This is a genomic window from Amycolatopsis sp. NPDC043885 (assembly GCF_056435685.1).
Map to the genome: position 1 here is coordinate 392,441 of NZ_JBWKEA010000003.1, position 17,544 is coordinate 409,984.

At 69.8% G+C, this 17,544-nt stretch carries 16 protein-coding genes; 5 read left to right on the top strand and 11 right to left on the bottom strand.

The window, feature by feature from the left end; all coding sequences use genetic code 11:
- Positions 1–499 precede the first annotated feature (499 nt).
- Positions 500–1,255, top strand: coding sequence for a DUF4253 domain-containing protein (locus AC069I_RS14820; protein ID WP_478230778.1), 756 nt, complete (start codon positions 500–502; stop codon positions 1,253–1,255).
- Between the two features lie 52 nt (positions 1,256–1,307).
- Positions 1,308–2,123 carry a DUF72 domain-containing protein gene (locus AC069I_RS14825; protein ID WP_478230777.1) on the top strand — a complete coding sequence of 272 codons (816 nt, stop codon included), beginning with the start codon at positions 1,308–1,310 and terminating at the stop codon, positions 2,121–2,123.
- Positions 2,124–2,238: 115 nt separating this feature from the next.
- Here AC069I_RS14825 and AC069I_RS14830 read toward each other — a convergent pair whose 3' ends face one another.
- A complete protein-coding gene (locus tag AC069I_RS14830) occupies positions 2,239–5,052 on the bottom strand; it encodes an AfsR/SARP family transcriptional regulator (protein WP_478265627.1) in 2,814 nt (937 codons plus the stop codon).
- 66 nt (positions 5,053–5,118) lie between these two features.
- Between AC069I_RS14830 and AC069I_RS14835 the strand changes: the two genes are divergently transcribed.
- Positions 5,119–6,063 (top strand): o-succinylbenzoate synthase, encoded by a 945-nt coding sequence (locus tag AC069I_RS14835; RefSeq protein ID WP_478265628.1) that lies wholly within the window; start codon positions 5,119–5,121, stop codon positions 6,061–6,063.
- 59 nt (positions 6,064–6,122) lie between these two features.
- Here the strand turns inward: AC069I_RS14835 and AC069I_RS14840 are convergent, their stop codons facing one another.
- From AC069I_RS14840 to AC069I_RS14850, 3 genes are all read right to left on the bottom strand, one after another.
- On the bottom strand, positions 6,123–7,031 hold the full coding sequence (locus AC069I_RS14840) for a M23 family metallopeptidase (RefSeq protein WP_478265629.1): 909 nt from the start codon (positions 7,029–7,031) through the stop codon (positions 6,123–6,125).
- A 157-nt stretch (positions 7,032–7,188) separates the two neighbouring features.
- On the bottom strand, positions 7,189–7,782 hold the full coding sequence (locus AC069I_RS14845; RefSeq protein WP_478230773.1) for a hypothetical protein: 594 nt from the start codon (positions 7,780–7,782) through the stop codon (positions 7,189–7,191).
- Positions 7,783–7,860: 78 nt separating this feature from the next.
- Positions 7,861–8,655, bottom strand: coding sequence for a transporter substrate-binding domain-containing protein (locus tag AC069I_RS14850; protein WP_478265630.1), 795 nt, complete (start codon positions 8,653–8,655; stop codon positions 7,861–7,863).
- A 127-nt stretch (positions 8,656–8,782) separates the two neighbouring features.
- On the opposite strand from AC069I_RS14850, the gene AC069I_RS14855 reads away from it, so the two are divergent.
- Positions 8,783–9,007, top strand: coding sequence for a PspC domain-containing protein (locus AC069I_RS14855; protein WP_007033414.1), 225 nt, complete (start codon positions 8,783–8,785; stop codon positions 9,005–9,007).
- 283 nt (positions 9,008–9,290) lie between these two features.
- Here the strand turns inward: AC069I_RS14855 and groL are convergent, their stop codons facing one another.
- The 5 genes from groL to AC069I_RS14880 all read right to left on the bottom strand — a co-directional run bounded on the left by groL (position 9,291) and on the right by AC069I_RS14880 (position 14,305).
- Entirely contained in the window at positions 9,291–10,919 is a 1,629-nt protein-coding gene (groL, locus tag AC069I_RS14860; protein WP_005164277.1) for a chaperonin GroEL, read from the bottom strand.
- A 249-nt stretch (positions 10,920–11,168) separates the two neighbouring features.
- Positions 11,169–12,623 carry a serine/threonine-protein kinase gene (locus AC069I_RS14865; protein WP_478230771.1) on the bottom strand — a complete coding sequence of 485 codons (1,455 nt, stop codon included), beginning with the start codon at positions 12,621–12,623 and terminating at the stop codon, positions 11,169–11,171.
- Positions 12,624–12,681: 58 nt separating this feature from the next.
- Positions 12,682–12,885 carry a cold-shock protein gene (locus AC069I_RS14870; protein ID WP_076160121.1) on the bottom strand — a complete coding sequence of 68 codons (204 nt, stop codon included), beginning with the start codon at positions 12,883–12,885 and terminating at the stop codon, positions 12,682–12,684.
- Positions 12,886–12,999: 114 nt separating this feature from the next.
- Positions 13,000–13,623 carry an AIM24 family protein gene (locus AC069I_RS14875; RefSeq protein ID WP_340686532.1) on the bottom strand — a complete coding sequence of 208 codons (624 nt, stop codon included), beginning with the start codon at positions 13,621–13,623 and terminating at the stop codon, positions 13,000–13,002.
- Positions 13,624–13,627: 4 nt separating this feature from the next.
- Positions 13,628–14,305, bottom strand: a complete 678-nt coding sequence (locus AC069I_RS14880; RefSeq protein WP_034308282.1) for a TIGR00266 family protein — start codon at positions 14,303–14,305, stop codon at positions 13,628–13,630.
- Positions 14,306–14,378: 73 nt separating this feature from the next.
- Here AC069I_RS14880 and moeA point away from each other — a divergent pair, with 73 nt between their 5' ends.
- Positions 14,379–15,572 (top strand): molybdopterin molybdotransferase MoeA, encoded by a 1,194-nt coding sequence (gene moeA / locus AC069I_RS14885; protein WP_478230770.1) that lies wholly within the window; start codon positions 14,379–14,381, stop codon positions 15,570–15,572.
- Between the two features lie 6 nt (positions 15,573–15,578).
- Here moeA and AC069I_RS14890 read toward each other — a convergent pair whose 3' ends face one another.
- Both AC069I_RS14890 and AC069I_RS14895 read right to left on the bottom strand, forming a co-directional pair.
- The gene (locus tag AC069I_RS14890; RefSeq protein WP_478265631.1) at positions 15,579–16,823 is read right to left on the bottom strand and encodes an MFS transporter; all 1,245 of its coding nucleotides are present in this window, start codon (positions 16,821–16,823) and stop codon (positions 15,579–15,581) included.
- A complete protein-coding gene (locus AC069I_RS14895; protein WP_478265632.1) occupies positions 16,820–17,383 on the bottom strand; it encodes an ArsR/SmtB family transcription factor in 564 nt (187 codons plus the stop codon). The genes AC069I_RS14890 and AC069I_RS14895 overlap by 4 nt, the downstream gene beginning before the upstream one ends.
- Positions 17,384–17,544 lie beyond the last annotated feature (161 nt).

Below are 17,544 nucleotides of genomic sequence, written 5' to 3' on the forward strand. Positions count from 1 at the left end.
GACCGTGCGCTCTTTTTGTGGGGGGGGGGGGGGGGGGGGGTGGGGGGAAAACCCAAACCCCCCCCCCACAACCACCCGGGCCCACCACGCCACCGCCGGGCTTCTCTCTTGTAAGCCGTGGTTCCTCTGGAGGTAGCGAAGGCCTTCACTACCTTCAGGGTAGGCAAGGAGGCCTTCACGGCCCGGCCTCCGCGGTCGACCGCCACACACGGGTGCCCGCGTGAAGGCCCCCTTCCCGCGCCGCTGCTGGTGCCGCTGGGGCTCAAGGTGCCCTTCACGGAACCGGACTCCTGCGAGGAACGCGTTGCGAAAGTGGCTTTCGCAACAGCACCTTCGCCATCCCGGAAAGTCCTCTGTGGACAAACCCTGTGGCCACTGTGACATCAGGGGCGCCTGAGGCACTCGTCGCGAGATACCGCAAACGGGGTATCGAAAACTGTCGGTGCCTCGAACTAGTGTTCGGGTAGAGTTGACCGAACACCAGTTCGAGGGGAAGCCGATGACGATCGCACCGTTCCGTCCGGGTACGCCGCCCGTCCAGACCCTGCCACCCGGCCGGTGGCACGGCCGGATCTGGGTTTCGGATCTGCCGTTGGCCAGGCCGGAGCGCTACACCGGCTGCGTCGCCGAGTTCGACCGCTCCGGTCTGTGGCCGGTGCTGATCCCGCACGACCAGCGCTTCGCCGCCAACGGCGAGGACTGGATCGACGACCGCGGCAGGCTCGCCCCCGCCGATCACCGGATCTCCTCGGTGGACCCGGCCGAGGTGCTGGCCCGCTGGTGGGACACGTCGTGCTGCGACGGCGCCTGCCTGCGTCCGTTCGGCGCGAAGTTCCCCGGGCTCGCCCGTCGTCCGGCGCGCCGGGCGGATCCGCTGGCCGAGGCGGGCAACACCGGGTCGATCCTGGCCGCGCGCGGGCCGCACCGGCTGGCGCTGGTGCAGACGGAGCGGCCCGCCGACATCCCGGCGATCCTCGGCTGGACGGGCATGATCAAGGCGACCGATCAGGTCCACGAGCTGTCCGCGGTCCTGCGCAGCTGGGAAGACCGTTTCGGCGCGACGCTCACGGTCCTGGGCTTCGATTCGCTGGAGCTGTCGGTGGCCGCGCCGCCGCGCACCCAGGGCCGCGCGCTCACCGTCGCCGCCGAGCACCGGGCGTTCTGCCTGCCCTCGTTCGCCGGTCAGCCGGGCAATCTGCGCGAGTTCGCCTCCAGCCTGGTCCAGACCCGCCGCTGGCGGTTCTCGTGGGCGTGAGCGGGCGTTTGCATCGGCCGGAGAGGGGGAATCTGGGCGGCACGGGAAGGCGGTGATCGACGTCACGGAGCTGAGGATCGGCACTTCGGGCTGGCGCTACCCACCGTGGCGCGGGGACTTCTACCCCCGTGGCCTGGTGCAGCGGCGCGAGCTGGAATACCTGTCGTCCCGGATGAACTCGGCCGAGATCAACGGCTCGTTCTACTCACTGCAGCGTCCCGAGCGGTATCGGGCGTGGGCCGAGGAGACACCGGACGACTTCGTCTTCGCCGTCAAAGGTGGCCGCTTCATCACGCATATGAAGCAACTGCGTGACGTCGAGACGCCGCTGGCGAACTTCTTCGCGTCCGGCGTGCTGGCGCTCGGCCGGAAGCTGGGACCGATCCTCTGGCAGCTGCCGCCGCGGCTGGCGTTCGACGCCGAGCGCGTCGAGGCGTTCTTCAAGCTGTTGCCGCGCACCAGCCACGCCGCCGCCGAACTCGCGAGCGAGCACGACGACAAGCTGAAGGCCGAGCCGCACACCGATCCGAAGCCTCGCCGGAAGCTCCGGCACGCCGTCGAAGTACGGCATCCGAGCTTCGCCGAGCCCGAAAGCCTCGCACTGTTCCGGAAACACGGCATCGCACTCGTGGTCGCCGACACCGCGGGCAAGTTCCCGTTCGTCGACGAGATGACGAGCGACGAGTTCGCGTACGTCCGCCTGCACGGCGACGAGGAACTGTACGTCAGCGGGTACAGCGACAAGGCCTTGGAGAAGTGGGCCCGGAAGATCAAGGGCTGGGACCGCGACACGTACGTCTACTTCGACAACGACGTCAAGGTCGAGGCGCCGAAGAACGCGATCACCCTCGCGAAACTGCTGGCTTGACCCGCGCACGCTGCACAGTCAGCGCGCAGTGAGCGGTGTCCTGTTAGGTGACGTGTGCGGGCACGGGCGTACTCGCGTGCTGCGGCTGGGGGTCGGCACGCCGGACGCCCGTGCCTCACTCCGCCTTGGCCGTTTCGCCCACGAGCGAGGCCAGCTTCGTCCGGACGTCCTCGGCGTCGGGATGCGCGAGCTCGGTCAGCACCCGGACCGAACGCAGCCAGCACTCCCGCGCCGACGAGGGATCACCGAGCCGCAGATGGATTCCGCCGAGCTGGGCCAGCACGTCGGCCGCCTCGTAGAGCTCGCCGTGGGCGAAGAACATCTCGACGGCGCGCCGCATGCAGGCGATGCCCTCGTCGCCGCGGCCGAGCCCGACCAGGGCGGTCCCCTTGGTGTGCAGGGTGAAGCGGGCTTCGTCGGGGAGCGCGTGCGCCTCCAGCGCCAAGGCCTGATCGGCGAAGTCGAGTGCCTGTTCGAAGCGGCCGGCCTGGGTACAGATGTCGCCGAGCGCCTGCAGCGCGCTGGCCTCCATGCCGGCACCGACGTTGCTCTCCCGGATGAGCCGCAACGCGCGCGTCCCGTATTCCCACCCGGTCTCCGGGTCTTGGCTGGCCAGCGTGAGGTTGTAGAGGGCCCGCGCCTCCCCTTGCCGGTCCCCGACCTGCCGTTGCAGTTCGACGACCTGCTTCAGGTAGGCGATGCTGTCGTCGTATTGGCGGGCGACCCCGCAGGCCACGCCGAGCCCGCTGAGGATGGCGGCCTCGCCGGAGCGGTCCCCCAGGTCGCGGGCGGCGCGGAGCGCCACGCCGAACACCGAACGCCAGTCCTCCAGCCGCGCCCGCACGATGAAGTACGACTGCAGCAACCACGCCAGCTGCCAGCACTCCCGGTATCGCCGCTCCCGGTACGCGACGTTCACCGCGGCGATGAGGTTCCCCGCCTCCTCGTCGAACCAGTCGAGCGCCTGCTCGTAGTGCCCGAACCTCAGCCCGGCGCCGTCGAACCGCTCCGGTTCGACGAGCCGGTAATGCCGTTCCGGACGCAGGAGCCTCGAAGCGTTCAACGCCGAAGCGAGGGATGCGTGGACCAGCCTGTCCAGCACCGCCGTCCGCGCTTCGGGCCCGTCGATCTTCGCCGAGAGCTCGGCCGCGTACGCGCGGATCAGGTCGTGGAACTGGTACCGGCCGGGCCTGGACCGCGCGATCAGGTGCGCGGACGCGAGTTTCGCCAGATCCTCGTGCGCTTCGACGATGTCGACCCCGGCCACCGCCGCGGCCGCGGGCACGCTGAAGTCGCCGCCGGTGGGCAGGCCGAGCAGCCGCAGCAGCCGCGCGGCCCGTTCGTCGAGCGCGCGGTACGAGTACGAGAAGACGGCCCGGATGTTCGTCTCGTCGCCGTCGGCGAGGTCGAACGAGCCCAGCCGGTCCTGTTCGGCTTCCAGCAGCCGGACGAACTCCCGCAACCCGAGGTCCGGGAACTGCGCCGCCCGCACCGCGAGGATCCGGATGGCCAGCGGCAGCCCGCCGCAGTACCGGACGAACCGTTCGGTGGCCTCGGGGTCTTCGGCGACCCGGTCCAGCCCGATCGTCGACGCGAGGAGGGCGATCGCGTCCTCGTCCGGCAGTTCCTCCAGCGCGACGCGCCGCGCGCCGTGGGTCGCCACGAGCGCCTGCAACTGCCATCGGCTGGTCACCAGCACCAGGCAGCCGGGGCCGGGCAGCAACGGCCTGATCTGCTCGGTGCTCCCCGCGTTGTCGAGCAGGATCAGCATCCGGCGGCCGGCGCTGTAGGTACGCCAGGTGGCCGCGCGCCCGTCCACGTCGGAGGGGATCCGGTCGGCGGGGACACCGACGGAGACGAGCATGGTTTCGAGCGCGGCGGCGGCTTCGACCGGCTCACCGGGGCCGTAGCCGCGCAGGTTGAGGTACACCTGCCCACCGGGGAAGCGGTCTCCGACCTCGTGCGCGAAATGGACGGCGAGCGTCGTCTTGCCGATGCCGCCCATCCCCTCGATCGACGCGATGGACGTCGAGCGTTCGGTGTCCAGCGCCTCCGGGACGAGGCCGTGCAGCGCCTTGAGGTCACGTTGGCGGCCGGAGAACACCCGGAGATCGGCGGGGAGCTGCCGCGGGATCAACGGCTCGGCGCCGAGCCGGTACCGCGTCAGTTCGGAGTCCAATGTGGTCTCGACGGACTCTTCGCCGGTCAGGATGGCCTGGTGCGCCCGCTGCAGCGACGCGCCCGGGTCGAGGCCGAGTTCTTCGGCCAGTACCGCGCCGATCCGGCGGTAGACGTTCAGCGCCTCGGCCTGTCTGCCGGAGCGGTAGAGCGCGATCATCAGCTGTTCGTGCAGCCGCTCGCGCAGCGGGTTCTCGCGGCACAACCTGGTCAGCTCGGGAACGACGGTGACGTGATCGCCGAGAGCGATGAGCGCGTCGGCCCACTGCTCGCGCACGCGCAACCGCTCTTCGCCCAGCTGGTCGGCTTCGTCCCGAAGCAGCGCTTCGGAGTGGACGTTCTGCAACGCCGGGCCACGCCATTCGGCCAGCGCGGCGGCGAAACGATCCGCGGCGCCGCGCAGGTCACCGTTCCGCGCGGCCTCGGTTCCGGCCGCGGCGAGTGACCGGAACCGGGCGAGGTCGAGCAGCTTCTCGTCGAGTTCGAGCAGGTAGCCGCCGCGTTCGGTGCGGATGGTGACGTCGTCGCCGAGCGCGCGCCGGACCCGCAGGATGTAGGTCTGCAGTGCTCCTTTGGACCGCCGCCGGTCGTCCGGCCACAGCCAGCGGCCCAGTTCCTCGACCGGCACCACCGTGTTCGCGCGCAGCAACAGGCCTGCCAGCACGATGAGCGGCCTGCTGCCGCCCAAGGGCACCGGCAGCCCGTCCGCCGTGACCTCCGTGGGCCCCAGCACGCGAAAGTCGAGTGCCACGTCGCTCATTCTGTCCGGAACCGGGACAAACGGCACGTGATTCCCGCGGTGGCATGATCGGTGCCGATGGACGTCTACGCGATCCCCCTGCGCACGCGGTTCCGCGGCATCACCGTCCGTGAAGGACTGCTGATCCGCGGCGAAGCCGGCTGGGGCGAATTCTGCCCGTTCTCCGACTACTCCGACGTCGAGAGCGCGCCGTGGCTGGCGTCCGCGCTGGAGGCGAGCGACCGCGGCTGGCCGTCGCCGGTGCGGGAGAGCGTCGAGGTGAACGCGACCGTCCCGGTGGTGTCCCCGGACAAGGCGTACGAACTCGTGTCCGCGTCGGGCTGCCGCACGGCGAAGGTGAAGGTCGCCGACCCGCGGGTGAGCCTCGCCGAGGACTGCGCCCGGGTGGAGGCGGTGCGGTCCGCGCTGGGCCCGCGGGGCGCGGTCCGCGTCGACGCGAACATGGCCTGGGACGTGGACACCGCGGTCAAGGCCATCGGTGAACTCGACCGCGCGGCGGGCGGACTCGAATACGTCGAGCAGCCGTGCCCGTCGATCGAGGAGCTCGCGGACGTCCGGCGCCGGGTCGGCGTGCGGATCGCCGCGGACGAATCCATCCGCCGGGCCGAGGACCCGCTCAAGGTGGCCGTGGCGGGAGCGGCCGACCTCGCCGTGCTGAAGGTCGCGCCGCTGGGCGGGGTCCGGCGCGCGCTGGAGGTCGCCGAAGCGTGCGGGCTGCCCTGCGTGGTGTCGTCCGCCGTCGAGACGAGCGTCGGTCTCGCCGCCGGGCTGGCGCTCGCGGGCGCACTGCCCACTTTGGACTTCGCCTGCGGACTGGGCACGATGTCCTTGCTGACGGGAGATGTCTGCGGCGACTCACTGTCCCCTGTGGACGGTCGGCTGCCGGTGCCGCTTCAGGCTCCCGTTCCCGACCTGTTCGCTGCCCACGCCGCCGCCCCGGATGTCCGGGCGGCCTGGGAAGCCCGCCTCACCCGCGTCCGCGCCCACCTCCCGATGCCATGAAAGGTCCCTTCCTCGCGAAATTCGCAAGGAAGGGACCTTTCATGGCGTTCGGGAGAAGATCAGCCGCAGTGCTCGAAAGGCGATTCGTAGCTGGTGGAACCCGCCGAGCCGCCCCACCGGACGCACTTCGCGCCGGCGGCCGCACTCACAGGGCCCGCGTAGTACTCGAAGCTGCCGGAGTCGGTCTTCCTCGCCGAACCCTGGACTTCGAGGAAGGCCGAAACCGCGCTGCCCGTGCCGACCGAGGTGGACTTGATGGTGGTGACGCAGTTGTTCTTGTTCGTGGCGTTGTACAGCAGGTATGCGGTCGCGGCGCTGCCGAGCGCCCGCGAGTTGATCACCTTGTAGCCGTCGCCGCACACCTCGACGGCGTCGTACGGGTTGGGATTCCCGCCACCGCCGCAGGTGTTCTTCGAGGTCACGTTGGCGTTGGGGTAGCCGAACTTCACGCCGTTGAAGTACGCGGGCTTGATGTTGCTCGGCCACGACGAGTCGTTGGTACGGACCTCGTAGTGCAGGTGCGGGCTGATGTTGTTGCCCGGCTTGGAGGTGTTGCCGACCTCGCCGATCTTCTGCCCCTGCGCGACCTGCGCGTTGAGCGCGACCGAGCGGACCTTCAGGTGCGCGTAGTAGGTCGACCACCCCCCACCGTGGTCGATCTTCACCAGGTTGCCGAACCCGTTGTCCGAACCCTGGTGCGCCGAGATGACGACCTTGCCCGCCGCCGCCGCGACCACGGTGTCGCCGAGGTCCGCCCCCGCGGAGCTGCCGCGGTTGAAGTCGATCTCGTAGGCCCGGTGCGCGCTGCTGTTGTCGTTGTCGCCGTTCCACACCTGGTTGCAGGGGAACGGGAGCTGGAAGTTGGGCCGCGGCCCGACGGCGGCCTCGGCCGACGTCGCGGTGATCGCCAGCCCGGCCATGCCCAGCAAGGCGGTGGCGGCCGCCGTGACCACTCGTCTGAATCTCATCGGATGTCCTTTCTCGGCGTTTCGCGAGAAGCGTCCCGAAAGGGCGTACAAGCGAGATACAAACGACCACGAGCCCTCCTGGCCGAGGGGACCAGGAGGACTCGTGCCGCCTCCGCACCGGGACCGTCCGCGTCTTCCCCGCCCCGGTGCGGGTGTCTCAGCCGACCCGCTCGATGGTGGCCCGGCGGATCAAGAACTTCCCCGGTTCCCGGACTTGCTCGAAGGCCGCGTTGTTCAGCAGCGCGCAACTACCGGAAACGCCCGTGACCTCGACGGTCGTGGACTTGTCGTTGTCCAGGTTCGTCACCTTCAGCTTGGTGCCCGCCGGGAACTGGCTGCTGGACGCCGCGGGCGCGCCGCCCTCGCCGGACAGCGTCACCGTGGAGCCCTGGCAGACGACTTCGCCTTCCCCGGCCACCTCTGCTTCCTGATCGACGACCTGTTCCTGCTTCGCGCCGTCGGCCTGGACGTCCTCGGTGCATCCCGCGGCTTCGCGGCGCTGCTGGATGAGGTCGACGACGGCCTGCCGGTTCGCGATCCGCGCCCCGGACTGCGCGTCCGGATCTGCCTGCTGTCCCGCGATGAAGTTCAGGTTGTTTCGGAGGGCGGTGTCCAGTCCCTGGCAGCTTTCCGCGGCCTGCCCGTCCGGAGTGCTGATCGCGAACATCGCCGCGGCGATGGCGGCCACCCCGAGAACGGACGCGATGCCGATCGTCGCACGCTTGCGGTGTTTCCCGGCACTGTTCATCATCGGTGCTTCCTCCGGTCTGGTTCCTCCTCACCCACATCCAGGGATACGGCCGGGTAACGGAAGTGGTTCAAAACGATTTCAGCCGAGCCAGGGTTTCGCGATCCGCGCGTAGGTGCCGTCGTTCAGCGCGAGATGCAGCCACTGGTCGGCCCACTCCTTGAACACGACGTCGCGCGGCAACAGATACGCCTTCTCCGAGAAGGTGAACGGTTCGTCGGGATGCACCGCGCACAGCCGCGGATTCTGCTTTGCCTGCCAACGGGTTTCGGTCGCGTCGGTGATCATCAGATCCGCCCGGCCCGCCAGGATCTCGGCGAAGATCGTGTTGTTGTCCGGATGCCGCACGATGGTCGCGCGCTTGAGGTTGGCGTCCGTGAACTGTTCGTTGGTACCGCCCGGATTCACGATCGCCCGGACGCCCGGCTGGTCGATCTGCTCCAGGGTCTGGAACCGCTTTTCGTTCTCGCACAAGGTGATCGGGGTCTTGCCGTCACGGAGATAGGGAACGCTGTAGAAGCCCTTCTTCGCGCGGTCCAAGGTCACCGACACCCCGCCCATCGCCAGATCGCATTTCCGCCCGACGTCGTCGGCGATCGCCTTCCATGTGGTCTGGACCAGTTGGCGCCGGACACCGAGCCGCTTCGCGAGGTCACCCGCGAGGTCGATGTCGATCCCGCTCCACGCGCCCGCCGCGTCGCGATAGGTGAACGGGCGATAGTCGCCCGTCGAACACACGCGGATCTCGCCGCGAGCCTGGACGACGTCGAGCCTGCTCCGCGCGCCATGACCTTCGGGCGCGGCACTGGCCGTGCCGATTCCCAGCACGGTCAGCACCGCGACCCCGAACGTGAGTACTTTCGCCTTGATCGTCATCAAGGCATTTTCCACACCCTGGACTCCGAGGCGCACCCGGTTTCCGGCCCCTCAGGGTCGGATTCCAGGGTCGGCTCGGGGCCGTTCCCCGATGTGCCGGGGGCCGTTCCGGAGCGAACATTGACCCATGACCAACAGCGTGTACACCCCCCAGGCCACCAAGAAGCTCTACCGCAGCCGCACCGACAAGATGCTCGCGGGCGTCGCCGGCGGCTGGGCCGCCTACCTCGGCGTCGACGCCGCGATCCTGCGCATCGCCCTCGTGGCAGGCGTCTTCTTCACCGCCGGATTCGCGATCCCGCTCTACGCCGCCGCATGGCTCCTGACTCCGGAACAGCCGGGCGAATCCTGACGGGGCGGACGCCGCGCGCAGGGGGCACGGCGTCCGAGGGGCAGGGGGAGGCCCGGGCATGGGGATGCCCGGGCCTTTCACCGTAACTCGCGTGATTGAAGCCGGAACACGCGTGTCCAGAGGCGGAACACGCGTGCTTGGAGCCGGATGACGCCCGGATGGAGAGTTCCGCCCCCAAGCACGCGAGTTCCGGGTCCAATCACGCGAGTCCCGGCTCCGGACACGGAAAAGCCCGGACGCGCGAGGCGCGTCCGGGCTTTCCGGTGGTGCTACAGGCTCGAACTCAGAAGTCCATGCCGCCCATGCCACCGGACGGGTCGGCGGGAGCGGCCGAGGCCTTCTCCGGCTTGTCCGCCACGACGGCTTCGGTGGTCAGGAACAGCGCCGCGATGGAAGCGGCGTTCTGCAGCGCGGAGCGGGTGACCTTCGTGGGGTCCGGCACGCCGGCGGCGAGCAGGTCCTCGTAGACACCGGTGGCGGCGTTGAGGCCGTGACCCTGCGGGAGGGACTTGACCTTCTCCGCCACGACGCCGCCCTCGAGGCCGGCGTTGATCGCGATCTGCTTGAGCGGCGCCTCGACGGCGACCTTGACGATGTTGGCACCAGTGGCCTCGTCGCCCTCGAGCTTCAGACCGGCGAAGGCGGCCTCGGCGGCCTGGATGAGAGCGACGCCACCACCGGCGACGATGCCCTCTTCGACAGCGGCCTTGGCGTTGCGCACCGCGTCCTCGATGCGGTGCTTGCGCTCCTTCAGCTCGACCTCGGTGGCGGCACCGGCCTTGATGACGGCCACGCCGCCGGCCAGCTTCGCCAGACGCTCCTGGAGCTTCTCGCGGTCGTAGTCCGAGTCCGAGTTGTCGATCTCGGCGCGGATCTGGTTGACGCGACCCTGGATCTGGTCGGCGTCGCCCGCACCCTCGACGATGGTGGTCTCGTCCTTGGTGATGACGGCCTTGCGCGCCTTGCCCAGCAGGGAAAGGTCCGCGTTCTCCAGCTTGAGGCCGACGTCCTCGGAGATGACCTGGCCACCGGTCAGGATCGCGATGTCCTGCAGGATCGCCTTGCGGCGGTCACCGAAGCCCGGGGCCTTGACGGCGACGGACTTGAAGGTGCCGCGCATCTTGTTGACGATGAGGGTGGCCAGGGCCTCGCCCTCGACGTCCTCGGCGATGATCAGCAGCGGCTTGCCGGACTGGATGACCTTCTCCAGCAGCGGCAGGACGTCCTTGACGGTGGAGATCTTGGAGCCGAAGAGGAGGACGTACGGGTCCTCGAGCTCGGCTTCCTGACGCTCCGGGTCGGTCACGAAGTAACCGGAGATGTAGCCCTTGTCGAAGCGCATACCCTCGGTGAGCTCGAGCTCGAGCCCGAAGGTGTTGCTCTCCTCGACGGTGACGACACCTTCCTTGCCGACCTTGTCCAGCGCCTCGGCGATGAGCTCACCGATGGTGCGGTCCGCGGCGGAGATCGACGCGGTGGCGGCGATCTGCTCCTTGGTCTCGATCTGGACGGCGGCCTTGTGCAGCTGCTCGGTGATGGCCTCGACGGCCGCCTCGATGCCGCGCTTCAGGCTGATGGGGTCGGCCCCGGCGGCGACGTTGCGCAGACCCTCGCGGACGAGAGCCTGGGCGAGCACGGTGGCGGTGGTGGTGCCGTCACCCGCGACGTCGTCGGTCTTCTTGGCAACTTCCTTGACGAGCTCGGCCCCGATCTTCTCCCACGGGTCCTCGAGCTCGATCTCCTTGGCGATGGAGACACCGTCGTTGGTGATCGTCGGCGCGCCCCACTTCTTTTCGAGCACGACGTTCCGGCCCCGCGGGCCGAGGGTCACCTTGACGGCTTCGGCGAGGGTGTTCAAGCCGCGCTCAAGACCGCGGCGGGCGTCCTCGTCGAACGCGATCAGTTTGGCCATTGCGGTGTGGTCCTCCGGTATTGGGCGCCGCCGCACGCCTACTACAGCGCGGCGGCAGGACTCTTCCTCGGCCAGGCTCGGTGCCCGCGACGGACGACCCACCCGATCAAGGGTGCGGCCTCACCGTCCCGACCTTCAGGCGAGCGGTCTGGTGACCGCCCTGCCTGGCACTCGACGGCGTCGAGTGCCAATGTCGTGTTTAGCACTCTCCAGGGGAGAGTGCAAGAACCGCAGGTCAGCGCGGTGGTATCAGGTGCTCGGCTTGATGGAGATCGACGACGGCGGCGGCTTGAGCGACGATCCGGGAGCCTGCGACTGCGAGCCGCCGGGGCCGACCGGGATGTTCGGCGCGGTGGTCTGCGGGCCGTTGCCGCCGCTCGAATCACCGAAGATGAAGATCGCGGCCACGATCGCGCCCGCGACCACGAGGGCGCCGACGATGATCCAGATCCACTTGGCGCCGCCGCTCTTCTTGGGCTGCTGCTGGAAACCGCCCTGCTGCGGCGGCGGGCCGTAACCCGGCGGCGGCCCCTGCTGGAAACCACCCTGCTGGAAACCGCCTTGCTGCGGCGGCGGGCCGTAACCCGGGGGCGGCCCCTGCTGGAAACCGCCCTGCTGGAAGCCTCCCTGCTGCGGCGGCGGGCCATAGCCGGGCGGCGGGCCCTGCTGGGGCGGGCCTTGCGGCGGGGGACCCTGCGGTCCCGGTCCCTGCTGGCCGTAGCCGGGCTGCTGTCCTCCGTACGGGTGCACGGGGCCCCCCTCTCCCTGTGGCGGCGTGTTCTGCCGTGGCGCCTGCTGCGGCGCGGTCTGCTGGACCGGCGCCGCGGCCCCGGGCGGGCCGGGAGGCTCGTTCGAAGTCGCGAGCGGGCCGAGCGCGCGCCTGGCGGCCGCGATCATCTCAACACAGTTGGGGTAGCGATCGGCGGGATTCTTCGCCATTCCCTTCCGGACGACCTCGTCGATCCCGGCAGGCAGGCCGACGATCCGCGAGATGGCCGGGGGCTCGCCGTTCAGGTGCCCCTTGATGACCGTCTGCACGTCGCCCTTGAAGGGCGGGCTGCCGGTCAGGCAGGCGTAGAGGACGCAGGTGAGCGCGTACTGGTCGGTGCGGCCGTCGAGCGGCTCGCCGCGCAGATGCTCGGGGGCCGCGTACGTGGGCGAGCCGAGGAAGTCGCCGCCGCGCGTCCGGTGCCCGGTGGCGCCGCGGCGGGTCAGGCCGAAGTCGGCGACGTAGACGTGCTCGCGCGAGGTCTCCTTGCTGGTGACCAGGACGTTGGCCGGTTTGACGTCGAGGTGCACGAGACCCCGGTTGTGCAGGGTGTCGAGCGCGTCGGCGACCTGGTCGAGCATGGTCAGCGCGCGGGCGGGCGCGATCGGGCCGCCGGAGATCAGTCCGGCGAGATCCCCGCCGTCGACCATCCGCATGGCGATGTAGAGCATGCCTTCGAGCTCGCCGAAGTCGTACAAGGGCACGACGTTGGCATGGTCGATCGCGGACGTGTTCCGCGCCTCGTCGACGAAGCGTTCGCGGAACTCGGCGTCGGCCCCGAGGTGATCACCGATGACCTTCAGTGCCACCTTGCGTCCGAGCCGCACGTCCGTGGCCTTGTAGGTCACGCTCATGCCGCCCTTGCCGAGCACTCCGTCGATGCGGTAGTTGCCCAGCCGGCGACCGGTCAGGTCCCCCGACTCATCGCCTGTCACGCAGCGCAGCCTAACGCGCCAGTTCCGGAGGCCGCCGGGGGTTCGCCCGAAGTCTCCGCTAGACCTTGCGTACGTCCGCCGCCTGACTCCGCCCGTCACGGCCGGACTGGACTTCGAATTCCACGCGATCACCCTCGTCGAGCGTCCGGAATCCGTCGGCCTGAATGGCCGAGTAGTGGACGAAGACATCGGGCCCTTCGGTGGATTCGATGAATCCGTAGCCCTTTTCCGAGTTGAACCACTTGACGGTGCCGACTGCCACGGCGCACTCCCTCAGCACTGGATCCGTCGGCCTTCTCTGCCCCGGCCGGCGGTTTCGAGTGCAGTTCACGCTACCCGAATTACCGGCGTCGGCAATGCTCAATTCGTCCGAAGGTCATCCGCGGGAAAGCCGCCTATTGCGCGCTTGCACGAGGACGCGTCCCGGTCCCGCGAAGTCCAGTGCGAGCCCTTCGCCGGTGCGGACCGACTGCGGGCCGGACTGGTCGACCGCGCGGAGACGGCACTGCACGGTGTCCGGGTAGGCCAGCAGGAAGTCCGGCCGGACGGTGACCAGTTCGCCCGCCGCGAGTTCGAAGGCGTCGACCGGGCCCTGCGCGGCCAGAACGAGCGGCCCGGTTCCGCTGTAGTGCTCCAGGAAGCCGGAGTCGGCCCCGAAGAGCGTCTGCAGCGGCGCCCAGCCCGGATCGTGCCGGACGGTCGCCGGCCGGGCGAGGATCGCGTCCCGGCTCACGCACCAGCCCGCCCCGCCGGTGAATTCCAGCGGGTAGACGTCACCTGCGGCCAGCGGCGCGAAGTCGATCCAACCGCCGCCCTCCGGCGCGTTGAACACCGACGGCGCGCCCTTGCCCGCCCGCGAACCACCGCGGGAGGGAACGGTTTCGGTGATGCCGAAACTGCTGGCCAGCATGGTGTCCCCGGCGGCCTGGACGGCCTCGCCGGAGGACAGCAGCACTCGTGCGACCCCGAAGTTCGGGGTGTGCCTCGTCTGGACCCGCATGCGCTCAGCGGGAGGGGACCTGGGCGATCACCCAGGCGGACAGCGCCGACGGGTTGCGGGTCTGGGTGAGCAGCTGGCCGGGCCCGGCGAAGTCGAAGACGAGGCCTTCACCGCTCTTCATCGACTGGATGACGCCGGTGGCGACCTTGCGGATCTGGTACTGCAGGGTGTCGGCGAACGCGACGACGTGCCCGGTGTCGATGGTGATCACCTCGCCCTGCTGCAGGGTCACCGTCTCCAGTGCGCCGTAGCAGGCCACGACCAGCGGGCCCTGCCCGGTCGCGTGCGTGAGGAACCCGCCCTCGCCGCCGACGAGGTTCTTGAGCCCGCCCCATTTGGTCTCGGTCTGCACGCCGTGCGACGACGCGAGCCACGAGCCGCGGGTGACGCACCAGCCGGTGCGGCCGTCGAGGTTGATGATCTGCATGTCGCCCGGCAGGTTCGCGGCGACGTCGACCCAGCCGCCGTTCTGCGGGGCGGTGTAGGTGGAGATGAAGAACGACTCGCCGGAGAGGAAGGCGCGGCCGAGGCCCTTCATGATGCCGCCCTGCGCCTGGGACTGGACCTGCACGCCATAGCTCGTCGCCATCATCGCGCCCGACTCGACCTGCGCCGGCTCACCCGGGGCGAGCATGAGCCTCGCCACCGCGAACGAGGGCTGGTGACGGATCTGAACCTGCATGTCTTCTTCTCCCCGGTGGTGGTTGTGACGCGCAGAGTCTTGCATGCGACCCCCGACCGAGGAGGATGGTCCGGTGATCTCCGTCGACGCCCACCGTGAGACCGTCACCGGCCTGCTCGGAAACGCCCCTGTCATCCGCCTTCCGCTCGCCGCCGCCGCGGGGCTCGTCCTCGCCGAGGACGTGCGCGCGGGGGTTTCGCTGCCGCCTTTCGACAACTCGGCGATGGACGGTTACGCCGTCCGCGCCGAAGACGTCGCGGAAGCGCCGGTGACGCTGCCGGTCGCCGAGGACATCCCCGCCGGCCGGGTCGACATCACGAAGCTGGAGCCGGGCACCGCGCACCGGATCATGACCGGCGCCCCATTGCCGCCCGGCGCCGACACGGTCGTGATGGTGGAGCACACGGACGGCGGTGTGACGGACGTCCGGATTCTCCGGACAGCCGTCCCGGGCGCGCATATCCGGCGCCGGGGCGAAGACGTCGTCGAGGGCACGGTGGCGCTTCCGGCCGGGACCGTGCTCGGCCCGGCGCAACTGGGCCTCGCGGCGGCCGTCGGGCTCGCCGAGGTTCCCGTGTTCAGGCCGGTGAAGGTGCTCGTCGTGTCCACCGGGACCGAACTCGTCGACGCGCCGGAACCCTTGCGGCACGGGCAGATCTACGAGTCGAACAGCATCATGCTGGCGTCGGCGATCCGCGCGCTCGGCTGCGAGGCCGAGGTCGTGCGCAGTGTGGCCGACGACGTGGACGAGTTCCGTTCGGCGATCGAGCCGCGGCTGGCGGACGCGGATCTGCTGGTGACCTCGGGCGGGGTCAGCGCGGGCGCGTACGAAGTGGTGAAGGACGCGCTGACCGGGCAGGGCGTGGAGTTCCGGAAGGTCGCGATGCAGCCGGGCGGGCCGCAGGGCTGCGGGCGCTGGAACGGCGTGCCGGTGGTGACGCTGCCGGGCAATCCGGTGAGCGTGCTGGTCTCCTTCGAAGCGTTCCTGCGGCCGGCTCTGCTCGCGGCGATGGGGCACGCGGGCGTCGACCGGCAGCAGGTGCGGGCCCGGCTGACCGAGGCGATGACCTCCCCCGCCGGACGGCGCCAGTTCCGGCGGGGCTTCTACACGCATTCCGAAGGCGAGGTCACCGGGATCGTCGGCCCGCGCGGCGGGCCTGGCTCGCATCTGCTGGCGTCGTTCACGCAGGCGAACTGCCTGATCGTGCTGCCGGAGGACGTGGACTCGGTCGAGCAGGGCGACGAGGTGGACGTCCTGCTGCTCTGAAGCCCGCTAACGGCGATCCGTCGGGAAGTCGCGGCATCGGCCGATCGGCGTGAACAGCAGGGCGAAGACGGCGACGACCTCGAGCCCGGCCATCAGGCCCAGCGTCTGCCGGACGCCGGCGGTCTCGCCGAGGACACCGCCGAGCAGGCCGCCGAGCGCGATCGCCCCGAAGCTGAGCACGGACATGCTCGCGGTGACCCGGCCGAACATCGCCGCCGGGACATACCGCTGTTTGAAGGTGGCGTTGAGGACGTTCGAACCGACGACCCCGGCGCTGAGCGAGAACCCCGCGGCGACGAAGAAGGCGAGCCCCCAGCCGCCGTTCGCGAGCGGACCGAGCAGCATCATCAGCGCCCCGAAGGCCTCGCAGAGCACGAAGGCACGGGCGGTGCCGATCCGCGCGGCGAGTTTGCCCGACAGCGCGGCGCCGAAGACGCCGCCCGCGCCGACGAGCGCGAGCACGAGCCCGGCGGCGCCCGCTCCCACGCCGAGGTCGCGGACGAGGAAGACGACCTCGATCGACTGGTAGCCCATGAGCGCGACGTTCGAGATCGCGCCGAAGACCGCCAGGACACGCAAATACGGGTCTCGGGCGACGAAGGCGAGGCCGTCGCGGATCTCGTCCCGCAGCCGTGAACGCGTCTTCGCCGGACGTGCGGGCTCTCGATGGCGGATGGATCGCAGGCACAGTGCGGAGATCCCGAAGCTGATGGCGTCGGCGAGCACTCCGGCGACGGCGCCGAACCCCTGCGCCAGCAGACCGGCCAGCCCGGGGCCTCCGATCTGCGCGGCGGATTCGCTGCCCTGCAGCTTTTCGTTGGCTTCCTGGAGTTGGTCCTTCTCGACCAGCGAAGGCAAGTACGCGCGGTACGCGACGTTGAAGAACACCTTCGCGACGCCGCCCGCCAAGGCGACGACGATCAGCTGAGTCATCGTGAGCAGGCCGAACCAGGCGGCGACCGGGACGCTCAGGAACACCAGCATCGAGATGCCGTTGCACACCAGCATGACGGGGCGTTTCGGCCGTCTGTCGACCCAGGCGCCGGCGGGCAGGCCGATCAGCAGCCACGGCAGCCAGGCGGCCGCGGTCAGCAGCCCGACCGCGAACGTGCTCGCCTGCAGGGTGACCACCGCGACGAGCGGCAGCGCGACGACGGCGATGGAACTACCGAGCACACTGGTCGTCTCGCCCGTCCACAGGAGGCGGAAATCCCTGGAGCGCAGCAATCCGCCGCGTTCGCGGGTGGTCACGGGCGGGCCGGGACGGCGCGGGTGGCGATGAAGACGGGACGGCGTTCCTGGCCGTCGTCCGGGATCTCACGGCCGCTGTAGGACTTGATCAGCTCGTGGACCTTCTGTTCGAGTTCGGCCAGTTCGGCGACCGACATCTTCGCCCAGCTGTCGGTGGCGAAGGCGGCGCGATGCCACTCCTCCGGATAGCTCTCGCGTTCGGCGAACCATTGGCGCGCCATGGAAACCTGACGTTCGAGGGCGAGGGATTCGGCGGCGGCCGCGACCGGGTCGTCGGGGAAGTCCGAGGGCGACCAGGAAACCGCGTAGCCGACGCGGCGCCACCAGCGCTCACGGCGGTCGCGGGCGAGTTCCGGCGCTTCCTCGACCAGATCGCTGGCTGCCAGCACTTTCAGGTGGTGGCTGACGTTCCCGACCGCTTGCCCGGTCCGCTCGGCGAGCACGGACGCCGTACACGGGCCGTCGAGGCGGAGGACGTCGAGCAGGCGGCGCCGCAGCGGATGCGACATCGCGGCGAGCACCTTCGAATCGTGGACTTCATGTACCTCATGGTCGGCCATGACGCACAACAGTAGTTGCACAAGACTTCTTGTACAAGAGTAATTGTGGGTTCGGTGGGACCTGGGTCAGGGTGGTCGTGAGTGGCGATTCGGGTTAGAACACGAACCGCCACTCACGACCACCGCGGGCGGGCGGCGCCACCGGGGCCACCTCGGGCAGT